The organism is Bartonella sp. AA23NXGY (assembly GCF_042197165.1).
Taxonomy (GTDB): domain Bacteria; phylum Pseudomonadota; class Alphaproteobacteria; order Rhizobiales; family Rhizobiaceae; genus Bartonella.
The window spans coordinates 95,970-112,275 of the sequence record NZ_JBHIRO010000004.1; the positions used below are offsets into that span (position 1 = coordinate 95,970).

Sequence of the window (16,306 nt, forward strand, 5' to 3'; positions counted from 1 at the left end):
AAATTTATGTATTAAGCTTTCGGGCTTTTAGCTCCCTATTTGATCGTTGCGTGGACGATCAAAAACACGTGCTTATCAATAAAGTAATTTCAGGAGATTGGCAAGAAAAATCAAAATAATCTCAAAGACTATAAGATTGGGTACTTTTTAAAAAAGTGCGAAATATGGATTATAAATCGCGTCTTTTGCTTAATCAGAAATGTCGAAAAATGTGGATTTTTGGTTTGCATTTCAAGCCCCCCTCCGGTTGCGAGCGCCCTCGCATTGGTATTCCGGGAGGTTGGATTCACTGAACTTAAACAGTCTCTTGTTTTTAGTGCTTAAAGCACTTGTACATAACAAAAGCCCCCGGAATTTCCGGGATAGCCATAATTGTTTATGTGTTAAGTTTTAAGGAATACAACTCCTTATTGACCGCTGCGTAGACGACCAAAAAACACAGGCTAATTCATAAAGTAATTTCAGGAGATTGGCAAGAAAAATCAATATCCCATAAAATGGCGTGATTTGGAGGGGTGTGGAGTGCTGGTTTGAATTTGACTTAAGGGGTATATGAATGGAATAATATTAATTGTTACTCTTTTGCTTAATCAGAAATCAGCCACAAGATTGCTTTTTGTTTTTTCGGCTGGAGCTCTCTAAAATTTTTCAAAAGGGAATGTTCTTTTTCGCTGTATGTTTCTTGATCATAGTGTGCGGCATGTGTTGAAAGATTTTCTTTTGTGGCAATATCTGCATAAAAAAAGCTTATGGGAACATCCAGTTTTTGGGCGATTTTGAGTAAACACCCTGCGCTTACACGATTGAAGCCTTTTTCATATTTTTGGATTTGTTGAAAACTGACACCTAAATAGCTTCCTAATTCTTTTTGGGAAAGTCCCATGGCAATTCTTCTATGACGAATTCTTTTGCCTATCAGAATATCGATAAAATTTGGATTTTTGGTTTGCACTTCAAGCCCCCCTCCGGTTGCGAGCGCCCTCGCATTGGTATTCCGGGAGTCAAAAATACTGAACCTAAATCAGCTTTTTGCTTTTAGTGCTCATCGCACCTGGACATAGCAAAAACTCCCGGAATTCCGGGATACCCACAAGAGTGGGTTCAATTGTACGCTAGGGTTTAGGGCTTTTAGTTCCCTGTTGATCGTTGCGTGGACGATCAAAATTACACTTTAAGTGATAAAGTAATTTCAGAAGATTGGCAAATGAAAATAGTTTTTATTTATAAACTTTATTTTTTAATGAGAGGCTTTCCGCCTCTCAAACTCTCCGGAACGCTCACCAAAATCATGAGATCAGACCCGCGTTTAATGAGGGGACTAACAATCCTAGGTTCTTAAGGTCAAGGAGACCATTACATGGCGCCTAACGGCGTCCTTGACCCCCAGAACTTAACGGCTTGTTTTGTCCCTCTCACGCGGCTCCGAAATCATGATTAGAAGGGGAGCTTAAAAACGTATATTCGTGAAAAAGGAGTAGAGGATTTGTGCATTGTGTATGCTTTTGGCATGGCATGGAATGTGGTGAGATAAATGGGGGAAAGAGTTTTTGTGAATGGAGTGGTAAGCTGGGATGAAGCCTGCGGGAGATTGAAGGGAGAAGAGAGTGTGGGGGCGGAATAGGAATGAACAGACTAGAGGGGGGTAAGAGGCGGTGGTGCGAAGGGATGCGTAAAGGATGGTGTGAAGGAGATAGCGCTTTGTTTTTATGGTACTTGATGAAGTGGTGTCATTTGAGGGGAATCTGAAGTCCGTGGGTGGGTGATCTGAAGTGCTTGGGGAGATTGGCTAGGCAAGAAGCTGGGGTAATACTATTGTTTATAGAGTGGTGCGGTGTGGAAGTTTCATTTGGCTTTATTCTGTAAATACGTAAAAGCGTGAAAACGGAAATGTGTAAAAAAGGAAAAGGCTTTATGTCGTTAGAGGCGTTGTGGTTAATGATACGCAATGTATAGGGATCGTGTTTTCGAAGGTAGGAAGAACAACATAAATGGAAAGAGTGGCTTAGAGGAAGCGTGTGAAGAGAGAGAAAATGGGGAAGGCTGTATGGGAAATGCGTAGAGTATGAAGTGTGGGGCAGTGAAGCATGTTGTGAATGGTGTGTGAAGAATGGAGAAGGTTTTTGAGAAAAGGAAGGGCTTCTGGCGTGGGGGGAGAGTGGTGTTTATCTGAAGGGCGCATGTTTAAGGTGTGGAAGGTGAGGAAAAGTTGGAGAGAGGATGATTGTGAGTAAGTTGTGGAGGGATTAGTCAGAGGTGTTGGGAAAATGCTTTAGGGGAAAAAATTAGCGTAATTTCTTGTCACACTGAAACCAAAATCATCATAAAAATTGAAGGAAATTAGCGGGTAAAATTGGTGGAAAAAAAGTTTTGATTCTTAAGGTGTGGGATGACGTTTTTTGAGAACATGAGAGAGTAAACTTGAAAAACCTTTCCCTTTTTGTGGAATTTTTATTCACAAACTTAAGAAAATAGGATATGAACGCTGGAAATAACGCGCAGCTTAACAAAATATGTGCACTGTAAAGGAAATGTTTGTTTATGTCAAAAGAAGAAGTTTTAGAATTTTCTGGTATCGTTACTGAACTCTTACCTAACGCGATGTTTCGTGTGAAACTGGAAAATGATCATGAAATTATTGCTCATACCGCTGGTAGAATGCGGAAAAATCGTATACGGGTGTTGGCCGGTGATAAAATCATGGTGGAAATGACACCTTATGATTTGACAAAAGGGCGTATTACATATCGCTATAAGTAGCCTCGTGGGTGGCTTGCACTTTTTTCTAAAAGCTATCATATTATTTCTATTATTTTTTAACAGTTTTTTAGTTTGCTTTTCATGAGTGAAAAAAGGGGAGTGTTTGAAGAGCCTTGAAAAACTGTAAAATCGATGCGGAAAAAGGATAAGGAGATCAATAGCGCTTAAAAGGGAGGCTAAAGGGGCGCTTAAAAGGGGGTGCTTAAGGGGGTGAGAGGGAAGTCAATTGTGAAGGGGTGGAAATGAGAAATATAAGAGAGTGGGGGGAAAAACGTTTGGCAGATACTCTTACAGAAGAAATTCATTTGGTGCTTGCCTCCGCTTCGCCAAGGCGTTTAGCGCTCTTGGCACAAATAGGGATTGATCCCCAGCAGGTTTATGCAAGCGATATTGATGAAACGCCAAAATTAAAAGAACATCCTGCAAACCTTGCCAAACGTTTGGCAAAAGAAAAAGCACTGAAAGCCCAAAAAATTTTGCGCTGGTACAGTCAGAATGGTCAAGACGAGTTGCAGAATGGTCAAGAAAAATTACCTGGACAGAAAATGATTATCTTGGCGGCTGATACGGTGGTGGCTGTTGGGCGGACCATTTTCCCCAAACCAGAAAGCGAGGATGAGGCTTATGAATGTTTACGATACCTTTCTGGGCGTTCGCATAAGGTCTATGGTGCCATTTGTGCGCTCAATGAACGTGGAAAAATAACCGTAAAATTGGTTGAAAGTCGTGTTCGCTTTAGACGCTTAACCTCTGCCATGATGAAGGCTTACCTTGCTTCAGGAGAATGGCAAGGGAAAGCAGGTGGCTACGCTATCCAAGGAAAAGCAGGGGCTTTTGTTGTCCATATCACGGGTTCTTATTCTAATGTTGTGGGATTGCCTTTGGCTGAAACAGCCGATCTCTTGACCGCTTATCACTATCCACTTTTCACTCACTGGGCTGAACAAACGCATTAGAAAAACTCTAAGGTAAGATCAATGCAAGGTGAAAAGCAACAAAAAGAGAAAAGCAAAAATGAAAAAAAAGCAACAGAAGAAAAGTTAATGAAGAAGCCAATGACAAAGGTGTGCCAAGAACAAAAAGAGCTAAATTTGCAAAAAGAGACCCGTCCTCCGCATCCTTGTCCTATTTGTGGTCAGATGTCACAAAAATCTTCTTATCCTTTTTGTTCCACACGGTGCCGAGCTATTGATCTTAATCGTTGGCTTTCAGGCTCTTATATTTTACCACCCCCACCACAAGTAAGTGATGAAGAAGAATAAAGAGTTCTCTTGAGAAAGAACGCTAAAGCGTTTTTTTGTGTGGAAACTGAAGGGGAGGCGCGCGGGATTATCGTAAATGTATTTAAGAGCTGGATTAACGGCTTGCTTATTATCGTCATTCGCAAAGACGCAGATTAAGTTCAATCAACGATGGAAGTTTTAATACATATCTAAGACTTATCTCCAGAGGTTTTGTTTACCATGGATAATTATAAATTGCTTTGTTGCATGAAGGTCGATGGAGCTTTGTTGCGTGAAAGTTGTTGGTGCCTTTAGGGTGTGAGAGAAAAATTGGTCATCTAATCAGTATTGCTAACGAAAAAAGAGGGGCGCGTGTTTTGGTGCAAAGAGACGGGGCAGTAAAAAATCGCTTGTTAGTGCTTTGTTGCGTGAAAGTTGTTGGTGCCTTTAGGGTGTGAGGAAAAATTGATCATCTAATCAGTATTGCTAACGAAAAAGAAGGGGTGCGTGTTTTGGTGCAAAGAGATGGGGCAGTAAAAAATCGCTTGTTAGTGCTTTGTTGCGTGAAAGTTGTTGGTGCCTTTAGGGTGTGAGGAAAAATTGATAGTTCAATCAGTATTGCTAACGAAAAAGAAGGGGTGCGTGTTTTGGTGCAAAGAGACGGGGCAGTAAAAAATCGCTTGTTGGTGCTTTTGCTGGGTAATGGCGTGGTGTCATTTGGCGGTTGGATTGATTATATCGTGATTTTGACCGTATCTGTGTTCACGTGGAAAGCTGATCAATATGACGTCGCTTTTATTGGAGCGGCAACATTATTACCTGGTATCGTTCTGTCTAAGCCAATTGGAATGTTGGTAAGTCACCGTTCTATGATCCATTGGTTGCGGGCGTCACTGCTGTTACGGGCACTCTGTACTGTCGGTTTATTGATGGCGACGAGTTTGCAAGGATTTATTATACTGGCAGTTATTCGAGCGACATTCAACAGTCTCGCCATGCCTGCAATTTCCGTTCTCAGTGCAAATTCGGTGCCTGAAAACGGACGGACTCGTTACTATTCTGTGCTTAACATGATCAATAGCGCGGCAAAGATGATAGGACCTGCTTTGGGGAGTGCTCTGTCTGTACTTTTATCAGATACCTATACTTTATTGTTTTCTGGATTTTTGACATTGCTAGGCTTTATGGTGTTTTGTTGTCTTGGTGCACAACCTGTCTCGTCACTCATGATAAAAACAGCGAATACCATAAAATCAAAGCAGAGGCTTTATGGGACAACTTGGTATGCCTATGTGGCGGTGATGTTTGTGTATTTTGCCATGATCTTTATGGTGAATAATCAGTTGCCGGTTATTCTTAGTGCAATGAAAATGAATAAACAGGCTCTTGGGATGCTGGTATCGGCTTCGGCAATCGGTAATTTTCTCTATGGATTTTGGCGTGTGAAACAATCAAAGCATAAACCCCTTACAGGCAAAATATCAGAGTTGTTAATGCCGGCAATGTCAACAATGATTGGTTTTGTCATGATCTCAGTGTGCTTTTTTTACTTTGATTTACTCCGTATTGAGACTTTGTTGCTCTGTTTTTTCCTTATTGGAATGGTTAGCGCTTACTTTTCCATATCTTCTAATGTTTATCTGGTAAGCAATTTCAATGAACAGATTGGATTGGCTTCCGGATGGGTGCAGTCTATACAAAATTTAGCTATGTTGGTGGCGCCGTTTGTTGGAGCGTTTGTTTTAGGTCACACTTCGGCTGGAAAATTGTTCCTTCTTTCTGGATTGAGTGGATTATTCTGTTTATTGGCTATCAGGATATTGCTGAACCGTTCTTTGTTAATTGTTCGATCTCAATGATTGGCTCATCAATAAAACAAATGTTTTAAATCATTTTTCTGAGATTTAGAGGACGTGGAGATAATCCAACATAGAGCAGCTTTTTTGACGTTATAGGTTTAATCTTTGATTTTTACTTAAACGCTCATATGTTTTTTTCGGGGCTTTGCCTTCTTGATACGGTTCCACTGTCTCGTAAACGCAATAGGGGGCATGGTTTTGAGCGACAATGTCATTTTTGTTTAACTCCGCTTTGCTACAAATAGTCAAACTTAAAAACTCAGCTGCCAATCCTTAATCATCTTGACTTGAAGCAATAATGGAAACAGAAAACGAGGAGCTATAGTGTGAATTATCTTATATGCCGTAAAATATCATTCTTGGAGGTATGGTGATATCAGGTATGGGAAACTTTAGGCAGGGGGTATGGTAATTGTTGTGCTTTTGCTTAATCAGAAATCAACCACAAGATTGCTTTTTGTTTTTTTGGTTGGAGGTCTCTAAAATTTTTCAAAAGAGTGTGTTCTTTTTCGCTGTATGTTTCTTGATCACGGTGTGGGGTATTTTCTTTTGTTGAGAGATCTTCTTTTGTGGCAATGTCTGCATAAAAAAAGCTTATAGGAACTTCCAGTTTTTGAGCGATTTCCAGTAAACATTTGGCACTTACACGATTTAAGCCTTTTTCGTATTTTTGGATTTGTTGGAAACTGACACCTAAATGGCTTCCTAATTCTTTTTGGGAAAGCCCTATTGAAATGCGTCTGTGACGGATTCTTTTGCCTATCAGAATGTCGATAAAATGTGGATTTTTAGTTGGCACTTCAAGCCCCCCTCCGGTTGCGAGCGCCCTCGCATTGGTATTCCGGGAGTCTGAAAACACTGACTTGACTCAGCTTTTTGCTTTTAGTGCGGAAACGCACCTGGACATAACAAAAACTCCCGGAATTCTAAGGATATTCGCAAAAGTGGGCTCAATTGTACGTTAGGGTTTAGGGCTTTTAGTTCCCTGTTGATCGCTGCGTAGACGATCAAACTTACGATATTTATTCATAAGGCAGTTTCAGAAGGTTGGCAAGAAAAATGAAAAATTTTCTATTCTGTTATACCGTAAAACGGCGCTATTTGAAGGAGGAGTGAAGAGCTTGAATATTCAGGGTAGGGCTTGATTTGTTGAGCCTGATGAAGTGCTGTCGTTTGAGGAGGGTAGTCTGAAGACTGTAAGGGGACTAGGCAAAAAGCTGGGTTCGTTTTCAGAACAGTGTTTACAGAGCGGTGCGGGGTGGTGATGTGGAAATTTTATTTGGCTGACTTCTGTAATAACGTAAAAGCGTTAAAACGTATATCCGTAAAATGATGCGGAGGATTTGTACTGTGTGTATGCTTTTATTTGGCGTGGAATGTGGTGAGAAAACTAGGGGACGCATTTGTGAGTGGAGAGGGGAAAGCTGGGATGAAAAGGGGTGTTAAATGCATTTTCTGGAGAAGAGTATGTGGAGAATATTTGGAGGAAGGGCTTATTTGTCTTGTCTGATAAAGCGCGTCTTTTGAGGGGTGGTGATAATTATATGAAGTGATCAGTAGTCCTTCCCTAGATAAGAAGCTGGATTGTTTACGGACCAGTGTTTATCGAGCGGTGTGGGGTGGTGAATCTTTCGTTGGCTGTTTTCTGTGAATGTGTAAAAGCGTAAAAATGTGAATCTGTAAAAGTGAAGAGGAGGATTTATGGATTTATGCATTGTGCGTGTTTTGGGGTCACGTTGGGCTTTTGCATGGATGGGGTGAGATAAATGGGGAGAGAACGAGCTTGTGAATCGAGGAGGGAAGCTGGAATGAAGAGTGCTGTAAGTCGTAAATGTTTGATGGGAGAGAAAAAGGAGTGCGTGGAATGGGAGAGTGCCTATGGACAAGGGGGAGGGTGTGGATAAGAGGCGGGGGTAGTTCAGAGGGATGCGTGAAGGGATGGTGTGAGGGTGATAGAAGAGGGAGGTGAGGATTTTATTAAAGGGTGTTGTGGTTTTGAAAGGGGGTGAGAATGGAGAAAATGCGCTGGAAAGTATGATGATGAGGGAAGTTAAAGGGGACGACGGGATGAGAGCAGAGCTCGAAAAAATAACTGGGAAAGGGAGCCGTGGTGGGGAAATGAAAAAAAACTTCCTCACCCCCATTTATTTTTAAAGGGGAGTGAGGGGCTTATCAAGAAGAAAAAAGTTAGTTTCTTTTCATAATCTTCCAAGTTTTTCCATCAGACATATACATAATCTTTTGACCCGTGGTTATCTTTTGTGTGCTGTGAGTGGTGTGAAGCGTAGAACTAGAAGCCGCTAGATGATCTATAAAGATTGATTTCCACTTAAATGAAGCAGGAGATGGAAAAGAGATATTGGGTGCCCAAGAACGATCTTTTGAACGAATAACGACAAGCTCTTTTTGTTTCAAGATGTTAGAAATTGTTTCTGCAGACAGATCTTTCCCATTGGAAATGGGGACTTCTGGTTTAGCTGTAGGCGAGGCTAAACCTCCAAAGTCGCTTATACTTGTCATACAAAAAGTGAACGTACATGATGTTTGGATGAGGTCAGAATCTCGACACTTTCCTTGATTAGAAACTTTCAGACTCCCTTCGTGTAGCTTGTTTTGTTTTAAGCCATTAGGATCAAAAAAAATCGAACTTTGCGGACTTAAATCATAACAGGAGGAAAGATGTCTCTTCCAACGAGAATGGTCTTCAACAAAACTTGAAGATTTACGGAGTTTGCCAAATGTATTTGGTACTTCTATGGTCCCAATATTCACTTTTTTACCCGTTGTAAAATCGACTACTTTCGCTGTAACTAGATTCTCATTTTTTTCAACATATAATCGATATCTGCGTCCCATCTCCCATGGAAAGTTAATTTCACATCGTACTCCTGAACCTTCCTGAGTAAAATGCTTACATTTATCACCCTTCCATCCCGTTGCATTCCAGATAGAAAAATGAATGGTACGGCTGCTCCTGTTGAAAAAACCAATTTGTCCACTTTTTCCGTTTTGGAATTCAAATTTATTTCCCCAGAAATAGATGGAGTTAGGCCCACCATCGTAATTTACTTGCTGGGTGAACACAAATAGATCAAATAATGCATTTTCAGGCCATTCATGCTCTATTGTAATAACTTTGCCGGCAAAAACGGCATAGCTTGGTTTACTTATTAGAAGGAATAAAAGTATCAAAATAACCTTTTTTACAGTATGGTACATACTCAAATCCTCTATCTTAATAAAAATAGTGTAACTTTATAAGTATTAAAGCACATATTCAATGTTTTGTTAAGTAAAATTAGAGAAAATACTTTAATGTTTACTCTAAACTATATGCTGTAAAGACTACTTTGTTTAAAGTGTTTTTGCATGCTCCTTTTCTGCTGTTCAAATTTAAGTTTTAATGGTGGAATTTAGGGGTGATGGTTTAAAAGGGGGAGTGATGATGGGGGTATAAGAAAAGTTGCGGTTTTTATTTAAATGATAGCGTATTTTTTTTCTCCCTCTTGCTATGAGGCTTGTAGAAACCCATATTCTTTTTAGCACTATGGTTCTTCTTCTTGCTGCTTTTTTCGCGGTGTTTTTTAGAGGCTGGAAAATCCTTTCTGGATGTTTCTTTTGTGGAATATTGGAGAGGTTAAAGTGTGGTGATGGCTTGAGATTTAAGGAAAAAAAATGAACTTGGAAAAATATAGCGAACGCGTGCAGGGTTTTTTACAATCAGCACAAAATAGCGCTCTTGCTTCTGATCATCAGCAGTTTATGCCGGAGCATTTCCTGAAAGTGTTGTTAGACGATTCTCAAGGATTGGCTGCATCGCTTATCCAAAACGCTGGTGGTGATCTTACTCTTATTCAAAAGGCGCTAAAAGAAGCACTTGATGCTTTGCCTAAAGTGCAGGGGGGAAATGGACAGCTCTATCTTTCGCAGCCATTGGCAAAAGTTTTCGCGCTGGCTGAGGATATTGCGAAAAAAGCCGGTGATCAGTTTGTGACCGTGGAGCGCATGTTGCAAGCGCTGATCATGGAAAAGACCGCAAAAACAGCCGATATTTTAACAAGTGGAGGATTGACCCCGCAAGCGCTTAATCGGGCAATTAATGCGCTGCGGAAAGGAAAAACAGCAACAAGCCCCCATGCTGAAGGACAATATGATGCCTTGCAAAAATATGCCCGGGATCTCACAAAAGATGCACGTGAAGGAAAACTCGACCCTGTGATTGGGCGGGAAGAGGAAATCCGCCGCACTATTCAGGTGCTTTCACGGCGTACCAAAAATAATCCCGTGTTGATTGGTGAGCCTGGGGTGGGGAAAACAGCTATTGTGGAAGGGTTGGCATTGCGCATTGTTAATGGCGATGTACCTGAAACTTTGCGGGATAAACAGCTTCATGCGTTGGATATGGGAGCGCTTATCGCTGGTGCAAAATATCGTGGGGAATTCGAAGAGCGCCTTAAAGCGGTGCTGGCAGAGGTGCAAGCTGAAAATGGACAGATCATTTTGTTTATTGATGAATTGCACAATCTTGTTGGCGCTGGAAAATCTGATGGTCCTATGGATGCTTCTAACTTGTTAAAACCTGCTCTTGCACGCGGAGAACTCCATTGTGTGGGCGCTACTACGCTCGATGAATATCGAAAATATGTCGAAAAAGATGCTGCTTTGGCACGCCGCTTCCAGCCTGTCTTTGTACCTGAACCCTCTTTGGAAGATACTATTTCTATCTTGCGCGGTATTAAGGAAAAATATGAACAACATCACAAAGTGCGCTTGGCAGATAGTGCTTTGATTGCGGCGGCGCGTTTGTCTAACCGCTATATTACAGATCGTTTCTTGCCGGATAAAGCTATTGACCTTATCGATGAAGCGGCGGCGCGTTTGCGCATGCAGGTCGATTCAAAGCCGGAAGAACTCGATGCTGTTGATCGGCGTATTTTACAGTTGAAGATCGAACGGGAAGCTTTGAAAACAGATGTCGAGCCAACAGCAAAAGAACGGTTGAAAAATGTGCAGGAGGAACTCAAAACATTGGAACAACAGTCCGCTGAGATGACAAGTGCTTGGCAGGCTGAGAAACAAAAATTAGGGCATGCTGCTGATTTGAAAAAACAACTCGAAGAAGCTCGTAATGCTTTGGCTATTGCACAACGTGATGGACAATTCCAACGCGCTGGAGAGCTTGCTTATAGTGTCATTCCTGAACTCGAAAAACAATTGAGTATCGCGGAAAATGATGACCAACAAAATCATCTCGTTGAAGAGACGGTTACTGCTGAACATGTGGCGCGGATTGTTTCACGCTGGACCGGTATTCCTGTTGATCGAATGCTGGAGGCAGAACGTGAGGCGCTGTTGCGGATGGAAGATGAAATTAGCAAACGGGTGATTGGGCAGGGAGAGGCTGTTCAAGCTGTTTCTCGTGCTGTACGCCGCGCGCGTGCAGGGCTGCAAGATCCCAATCGTCCGCTGGGGTCTTTCATGTTTTTGGGTCCTACTGGTGTGGGGAAAACCGAATTAACCAAAGCTCTTGCCGCTTTTCTCTTTCAAGACCCAAATGCCATGTTGCGCATCGATATGTCGGAATATATGGAAAAGCATGCCGGGGCGCGGCTGATTGGGGCACCTCCTGGATATGTTGGATATGAAGAGGGGGGGGTGCTGACCGAAGCTGTACGTAGAAGACCTTACCAGGTCATTCTGTTTGACGAAATTGAAAAAGCACACCCTGATATTTTTAATCTCTTGTTGCAAGTGTTGGATGAGGGACGCTTGACTGATAGTCAAGGACGTACCGTCGATTTTCGCAATACCTTGCTGATTATGACTTCTAATCTTGGTGCTGAGTTTTTAACTGCTTTGCCTGAAGGGCAAACAACCGATCAGGCAAAAAATGATGTTATGAATGTCGTTAAAGCGGCTTTCCGTCCTGAATTTTTAAACCGTATTGATGAGATTATTCTCTTTCAAAGGCTGCAACGTCACGATATGGAAGCGATCGTCGATATTCAGATAGAACATTTGCAAAATTTGCTCAATGAACGCAAAATAACTTTGCAAATCGAGCCAGAGGTGAGAAAATTTCTTGCCGATAAGGGCTATGATCCCCTTTATGGTGCGCGTCCGCTTAAACGGATTATCCAAAAAGAAATTCAAGACCCACTGGCGGAAAATATCTTATTTGGAAAAATTCACGATGAGACAACGGTGAAAATTACAAAACAAGGAGATCGGTTGGAATTTTTGCCTGAAGATTAAGTGTGGAAAAATTCATGGTATAAAGGGCGGTGATAATCCTATTATGTGATAAACACCGCTCTTTGAGGCGTGCTGATTTAGAAAAATTCACGATGAGACAGCGGTATTTTATTGCAAAGCAAAGGGAGTGGCTGGTGTTTTTGCATGTTAAATCAGCGTTTTCGAATATCGTAGGATTCTTTTACTTCTGTTTGTCGTGAAAACTATTTTCTTGCAATTTTATAAGTGAAGTCACAAGCGGGATTGCTTTATTGCTTTGTGCGTAAAAACGTTAGAGAGAAATGCCGTTTATCCGCCGTAAAACATTGCTCTTTGAGGGGGTGTGGGGGATTTTAGACGAAGATATTTTGATGATGGATTGGAGTTTTGCTGTTTAAGAAAAAGGTGGAGGATGCGTAAAATGCACTGCTCTCTCATTTTTTCGGTAATGTGCGTTTTTCTGCTTTAAAATTTTGCTAAAAGTTTTTTTAACTGTTTGATTGATTGCACTCTTGTCGGTGGCTCGTAGATGAGGGAGCATGATTATCTGCACAATCAAGTTTGCTCCTTTGCAGTTTTTTAATCAAGATAAAGACTTAAAAAAAGCTCCCTAACCTGTTTTGGTTAAAATTTTCGCTATTCGTGTTACAAAGACAAGTTTAAGTGGAGGTGTATATTAAAAATATCATCTATATCTTAATTTAGTTTACTTTACTTATTTACCAATAAACTATAATATGGTAAATATTAAGTAAAATAAACAGATAATGAACTTTTTTCAAGAACTTTAATAAGAACTGTATTGGAGTTTATTGATAAAAAGGGTCATTTGAAATTTAAATGGGGGGTATAATCTCATGAAATTAGCTACAAACTTAGCCACAAACAAGGAATTAATTAACAGCTGGTTTGCAAAGGAAGTTAAGAGTTACAATCGGCGTATTCCAGAAGGCTTAAAGGATTTCTACGAGGATAGGAAAGATTCGTTAATAAGTGATGATAAGCTTCAACAGGAAATTTTGGACTCTTTAATACAGCGTATATCGTTAACACCGGATGATTCCAATCCATTAAAGATGTTTCTTGAACAAGGCATTTCTTTTAGGGAGGAGCAAGGGGCGAGAGTTTTTGATACTATTAGAGGTGAGCATTCGATATCTGTTAAAAGTGGAGAAAGCGTTGATCCATTTAAAGTGAATGATCCAAAAATTGACGCATCATCTATACCGGACAAACGAGAAAATACCCATACATTTACGATGACGTGTGATCGAAGAGAGCGTGCTTTTAGAGAAGAGTGTGGGCTGGACAATCTTTTAGAAGAGATTAGATCGTCTGTCCGAGAGCAGGATAATGTTGAGAGTTACAATTGGTTAGAAAAGCTTATTGATCGTGCATTAAACAGTGAAGTTGCACCGTTACAAGAAACACAAGAAATCTACATTCCAGACATTCGTGATCATCGTTTAGATGAAAAATCATATGAGCTCGCTATAAAAATCATTCGACGAGCAGTCGGATGTCTTGGGATTCGCTCACGTTTGTACAATGCTTGTTATTTTCAAAAAGCTTGTTCTTTGCGTGATCTTGTATTCATTTTTGTCAGCAATGCTCAATTTGACATAAATGATCAAGTTCTTAACGAAGTCATGAATATATCGACGGTTTGTGACGCTAAAAATAACCTTTTAACAGTGAAAGATTTTGGTGAGAAAAATAGCGATGTTATTGGTCTTGCTATGTCAAAAAAAGCGATATCTATCGATGACTTAAAAAGAAAAGGGTATAGCGAGTGTGATCCAAGCAATTTGCGCACGAATATCTTTTTTCATATTTCGCAATCGTCATTATTTCGTCCGTTTGAAACAATGATTGTCTTTAAAGCAGGGACTGATGATCAGATTGAAAAAACAATAAAAAGGTACGAAAGCGCCAATGACATGAAGTTAAAAGAAGAAGCAGAGAAAGAAGCTTTAAAAAGAGTAAAAGTGCTATAAAAAGATTAATAGAGGCATTCAAAAGTCATTGGAAAATTATAAGTGACAACAAAAATGCAGCTGATTATCCTATCTGCCATAAAACACCGCTCTTTGAAGGGGTGTGGTGTGCTAGAATATTTGAGGGCAGGGCTTGATTTTTTGAGCCTGATGAAGTGCTGTTGTTTGAGGGGAAGCTGATCTGAATTTGACTTAAGGGGGATATGAATGGAATAATGTTGATTAGTGCGCTGTTGCTTAATCAGAGATTAGCCACAAGATTGCTTTTTGTTTTTTCGCTTCGAGTTCTCTAAAGTTTTTTAAAAGGGTGTGTTCTTTTTCGCTATAGGTTTCTTGATTGTGGTGTAAGAGGGTTTCTTTTGTTGAAAGATCTTCTTTTGTGGCAATGTCTGCATAAAAAAAGTTCATAGGAACTTCTAGTTTTTGAGCGATTTCCAGTAAACATTTTGCGCTTACACGATTGAAGCCTTTTTCGTATTTTTGGATTTGTTGGAAACTTACGCCTAAATGGCTTCCTAATTCTTTTTGGGAAAGCCCTATTGAAATGCGTCTATGACGGATTCTTTTGCCTATCAAAATGTCGATAAAATGTGGATTTCTAGTTGGCACTTCAAGCCCCCCTCCGGTTGCGAGCGCCCTCGCATTGGTATTCCGGGAGTTAAAGGTACTGAATCCGAGTCAGCTTTTTGCTTTTAGTGCCAAAGCACCTGGACATAGCAAAATCTCCCGGAATCCCGGGACACCCGCAAAGCGGGTTCATTTTTACGCTCGGATTTAGGACCTTTAATCCCTCTTGATCGGTGCGTAGACGATCAAAATTACACTTTAAGTGATAAAGTAATTTCAGAAAATTGGCAAGAAAAATCAAGAATTTTCTATTCTATTATGCCCTAAAACATTGCTCTTTGAAGGGGAGCTGGTTTGAATTTGACTTAAGGGGGATATGAATGGAATAATGTTGATCGTTGTGCTGTTGCTTAATCAGAGATTAGCCACAAGATTGCTTTTTGTTTTTTCGCTTCGAGTTCTCTAAAGTTTTTTAAAAGGGTGTGTTCTTTTTCGCTATAGGTTTCTTGATTGTGGTGTAAGAGGGTTTCTTTTGTTGAAAGATCTTCTTTTGTGGCAATGTCTGCATAAAAAAAGTTCATAGGAACTTCTAGTTTTTGAGCGATTTCCAGTAAACATTTTGCGCTTACACGATTGAAGCCTTTTTCGTATTTTTGGATTTGTTGGAAACTTACGCCTAAATGGCTTCCTAATTCTTTTTGGGAAAGCCCTATTGAAATGCGTCTATGACGGATTCTTTTGCCTATCAAAATGTCGATAAAATGTGGATTTCTAGTTGGCACTTCAAGCCCCCCTCCGGTTGCGAGCGCCCTCGCATTAGTATTCCGGGAGCCTGAAAGCACTGACCTCGAATCAGCATTTTGCTTTTAGTGCTCATCGCACCTGGACATAGCAAAATCTCCCGGAATCCCGGGACACCCACAAAAGTGGGTTCATTCTTATGTATCGAGGTTTCGGGCTTTCAGTTCCCTATTGATCGTCGCGTATACGACCAAACTCACCCTTTAAGTAATAAAGTAGTTTCAGAAAATTGGCAAGAGAAATCAATATGCTATAAAACGGCGTTATTTGGAGGGGGGATGATATCAAGTATATCAATTTCCACATTTAGGTGTTTTTTAGAGTGTGTGGTGAATATTTTTGGCTGGGCTTATCTTGTCTGGTCTGATGAAACATTTTCTTTTGAGGGGCGGGTCTGAAGACTGTAAGGGTACTAGGCAAAAAGCTGGATTCGTTTATAGACTATTGTTTATAGAGCTGTGCGGGGTGGTGAACTTTTCGTTGGCTTTGTTCTGTAAAGATGTAAAAGCGTAAAAATGTGAATCTGTAAAAGTGAAGTGGGGGGATTTGTGGATTATATATTGTGCGTGTTTTTGGTCACTTTGGGCTTTTGGGGGCGTGGAATGTGGTAGCGAGGATTGGGGGGAAGTGTTTTCGTGAATGGAGGGGGAAGCTGGGAGGAAGAGGGGTGTTCAGTTGTTAAGTGTGTGACGGGAGAGAAAAAGGGGGAATGGAGGATGAAGAGAGTGCGCATGGATAGGGGGAGAGTGTGGGTAAGGCGGTGGTGCAAAGAGATGCGTGAAGGATGGCGGTTTTGGAGATAGGGCTTGATTTGTCGAGCCTGATGAAGTGTTGTCGTTTGAGGGGGGGGGTGTCTGAAAATTGTAAG

General features: G+C 40.8%; 13 protein-coding genes. 8 read left to right on the forward strand and 5 right to left on the reverse strand.

The window, feature by feature from the left end; all coding sequences use genetic code 11:
* Positions 1-586: 586 nt before the first annotated feature.
* Entirely contained in the window at positions 587-952 is a 366-nt protein-coding gene (locus ACFINY_RS03565; RefSeq protein ID WP_375700845.1) for a helix-turn-helix domain-containing protein, read from the reverse strand.
* A gap of 1,586 nt (positions 953-2,538) precedes the next feature.
* On the opposite strand from ACFINY_RS03565, the gene infA reads away from it, so the two are divergent.
* The 4 genes from infA to ACFINY_RS03585 all read left to right on the forward strand — a co-directional run bounded on the left by infA (position 2,539) and on the right by ACFINY_RS03585 (position 5,839).
* On the forward strand, positions 2,539-2,757 hold the full coding sequence (gene infA, locus ACFINY_RS03570; RefSeq protein ID WP_004857577.1) for a translation initiation factor IF-1: 219 nt from the start codon (positions 2,539-2,541) through the stop codon (positions 2,755-2,757).
* Positions 2,758-2,999: 242 nt separating this feature from the next.
* On the forward strand, positions 3,000-3,713 hold the full coding sequence (locus ACFINY_RS03575) for a Maf family nucleotide pyrophosphatase (RefSeq protein ID WP_375611669.1): 714 nt from the start codon (positions 3,000-3,002) through the stop codon (positions 3,711-3,713).
* 21 nt (positions 3,714-3,734) lie between these two features.
* Entirely contained in the window at positions 3,735-4,019 is a 285-nt protein-coding gene (yacG, locus tag ACFINY_RS03580) for a DNA gyrase inhibitor YacG (RefSeq protein WP_375611670.1), read from the forward strand.
* Positions 4,020-4,630: 611 nt separating this feature from the next.
* A complete protein-coding gene (locus ACFINY_RS03585) occupies positions 4,631-5,839 on the forward strand; it encodes an MFS transporter (protein WP_375651163.1) in 1,209 nt (402 codons plus the stop codon).
* Positions 5,840-6,266: 427 nt separating this feature from the next.
* Here the strand turns inward: ACFINY_RS03585 and ACFINY_RS03590 are convergent, their stop codons facing one another.
* On the reverse strand, positions 6,267-6,638 hold the full coding sequence (locus tag ACFINY_RS03590; protein WP_375611671.1) for a helix-turn-helix domain-containing protein: 372 nt from the start codon (positions 6,636-6,638) through the stop codon (positions 6,267-6,269).
* 967 nt (positions 6,639-7,605) lie between these two features.
* On the opposite strand from ACFINY_RS03590, the gene ACFINY_RS03595 reads away from it, so the two are divergent.
* Positions 7,606-7,743, forward strand: coding sequence for a hypothetical protein (locus tag ACFINY_RS03595; protein ID WP_375638510.1), 138 nt, complete (start codon positions 7,606-7,608; stop codon positions 7,741-7,743).
* Between the two features lie 61 nt (positions 7,744-7,804).
* The gene (locus tag ACFINY_RS03600; RefSeq protein WP_375700846.1) at positions 7,805-7,993 is read left to right on the forward strand and encodes a hypothetical protein; all 189 of its coding nucleotides are present in this window, start codon (positions 7,805-7,807) and stop codon (positions 7,991-7,993) included.
* Between the two features lie 33 nt (positions 7,994-8,026).
* Here ACFINY_RS03600 and ACFINY_RS03605 read toward each other — a convergent pair whose 3' ends face one another.
* Entirely contained in the window at positions 8,027-9,058 is a 1,032-nt protein-coding gene (locus tag ACFINY_RS03605; RefSeq protein WP_375700847.1) for a DUF3472 domain-containing protein, read from the reverse strand.
* A 456-nt stretch (positions 9,059-9,514) separates the two neighbouring features.
* Here ACFINY_RS03605 and clpB point away from each other — a divergent pair, with 456 nt between their 5' ends.
* A complete protein-coding gene (gene clpB / locus ACFINY_RS03610; RefSeq protein ID WP_375682668.1) occupies positions 9,515-12,094 on the forward strand; it encodes an ATP-dependent chaperone ClpB in 2,580 nt (859 codons plus the stop codon).
* A gap of 836 nt (positions 12,095-12,930) precedes the next feature.
* On the forward strand, positions 12,931-14,070 hold the full coding sequence (locus ACFINY_RS03615; protein ID WP_375700848.1) for a hypothetical protein: 1,140 nt from the start codon (positions 12,931-12,933) through the stop codon (positions 14,068-14,070).
* A gap of 237 nt (positions 14,071-14,307) precedes the next feature.
* Here the strand turns inward: ACFINY_RS03615 and ACFINY_RS03620 are convergent, their stop codons facing one another.
* Together ACFINY_RS03620 and ACFINY_RS03625 are read right to left on the reverse strand one after the other, a co-directional pair.
* Positions 14,308-14,679, reverse strand: a complete 372-nt coding sequence (locus tag ACFINY_RS03620; RefSeq protein ID WP_375651091.1) for a helix-turn-helix domain-containing protein — start codon at positions 14,677-14,679, stop codon at positions 14,308-14,310.
* 368 nt (positions 14,680-15,047) lie between these two features.
* Positions 15,048-15,419 (reverse strand): helix-turn-helix domain-containing protein, encoded by a 372-nt coding sequence (locus tag ACFINY_RS03625; protein WP_375651091.1) that lies wholly within the window; start codon positions 15,417-15,419, stop codon positions 15,048-15,050.
* Positions 15,420-16,306: the final 887 nt, after the last annotated feature.

Excerpts from the sequence above, each read along its gene's own strand:
- yacG (WP_375611670.1), top strand. The coding sequence starts at position 3,735 with ATGCAAGGTGAAAAGCAACAAAAAGAGAAAAGCAAAAATGAAAAAAAA.
- ACFINY_RS03595 (WP_375638510.1), top strand. The coding sequence starts at position 7,606 with ATGGGGAGAGAACGAGCTTGTGAATCGAGGAGGGAAGCTGGAATGAAG.
- ACFINY_RS03605 (WP_375700847.1), bottom strand. The coding sequence starts at position 9,058 with ATGTACCATACTGTAAAAAAGGTTATTTTGATACTTTTATTCCTTCTA.
- clpB (WP_375682668.1), top strand. The coding sequence starts at position 9,515 with ATGAACTTGGAAAAATATAGCGAACGCGTGCAGGGTTTTTTACAATCA.
- ACFINY_RS03615 (WP_375700848.1), top strand. The coding sequence starts at position 12,931 with ATGAAATTAGCTACAAACTTAGCCACAAACAAGGAATTAATTAACAGC.
- infA (WP_004857577.1), top strand. The coding sequence starts at position 2,539 with ATGTCAAAAGAAGAAGTTTTAGAATTTTCTGGTATCGTTACTGAACTC.
- ACFINY_RS03575 (WP_375611669.1), top strand. The coding sequence starts at position 3,000 with ATGAGAAATATAAGAGAGTGGGGGGAAAAACGTTTGGCAGATACTCTT.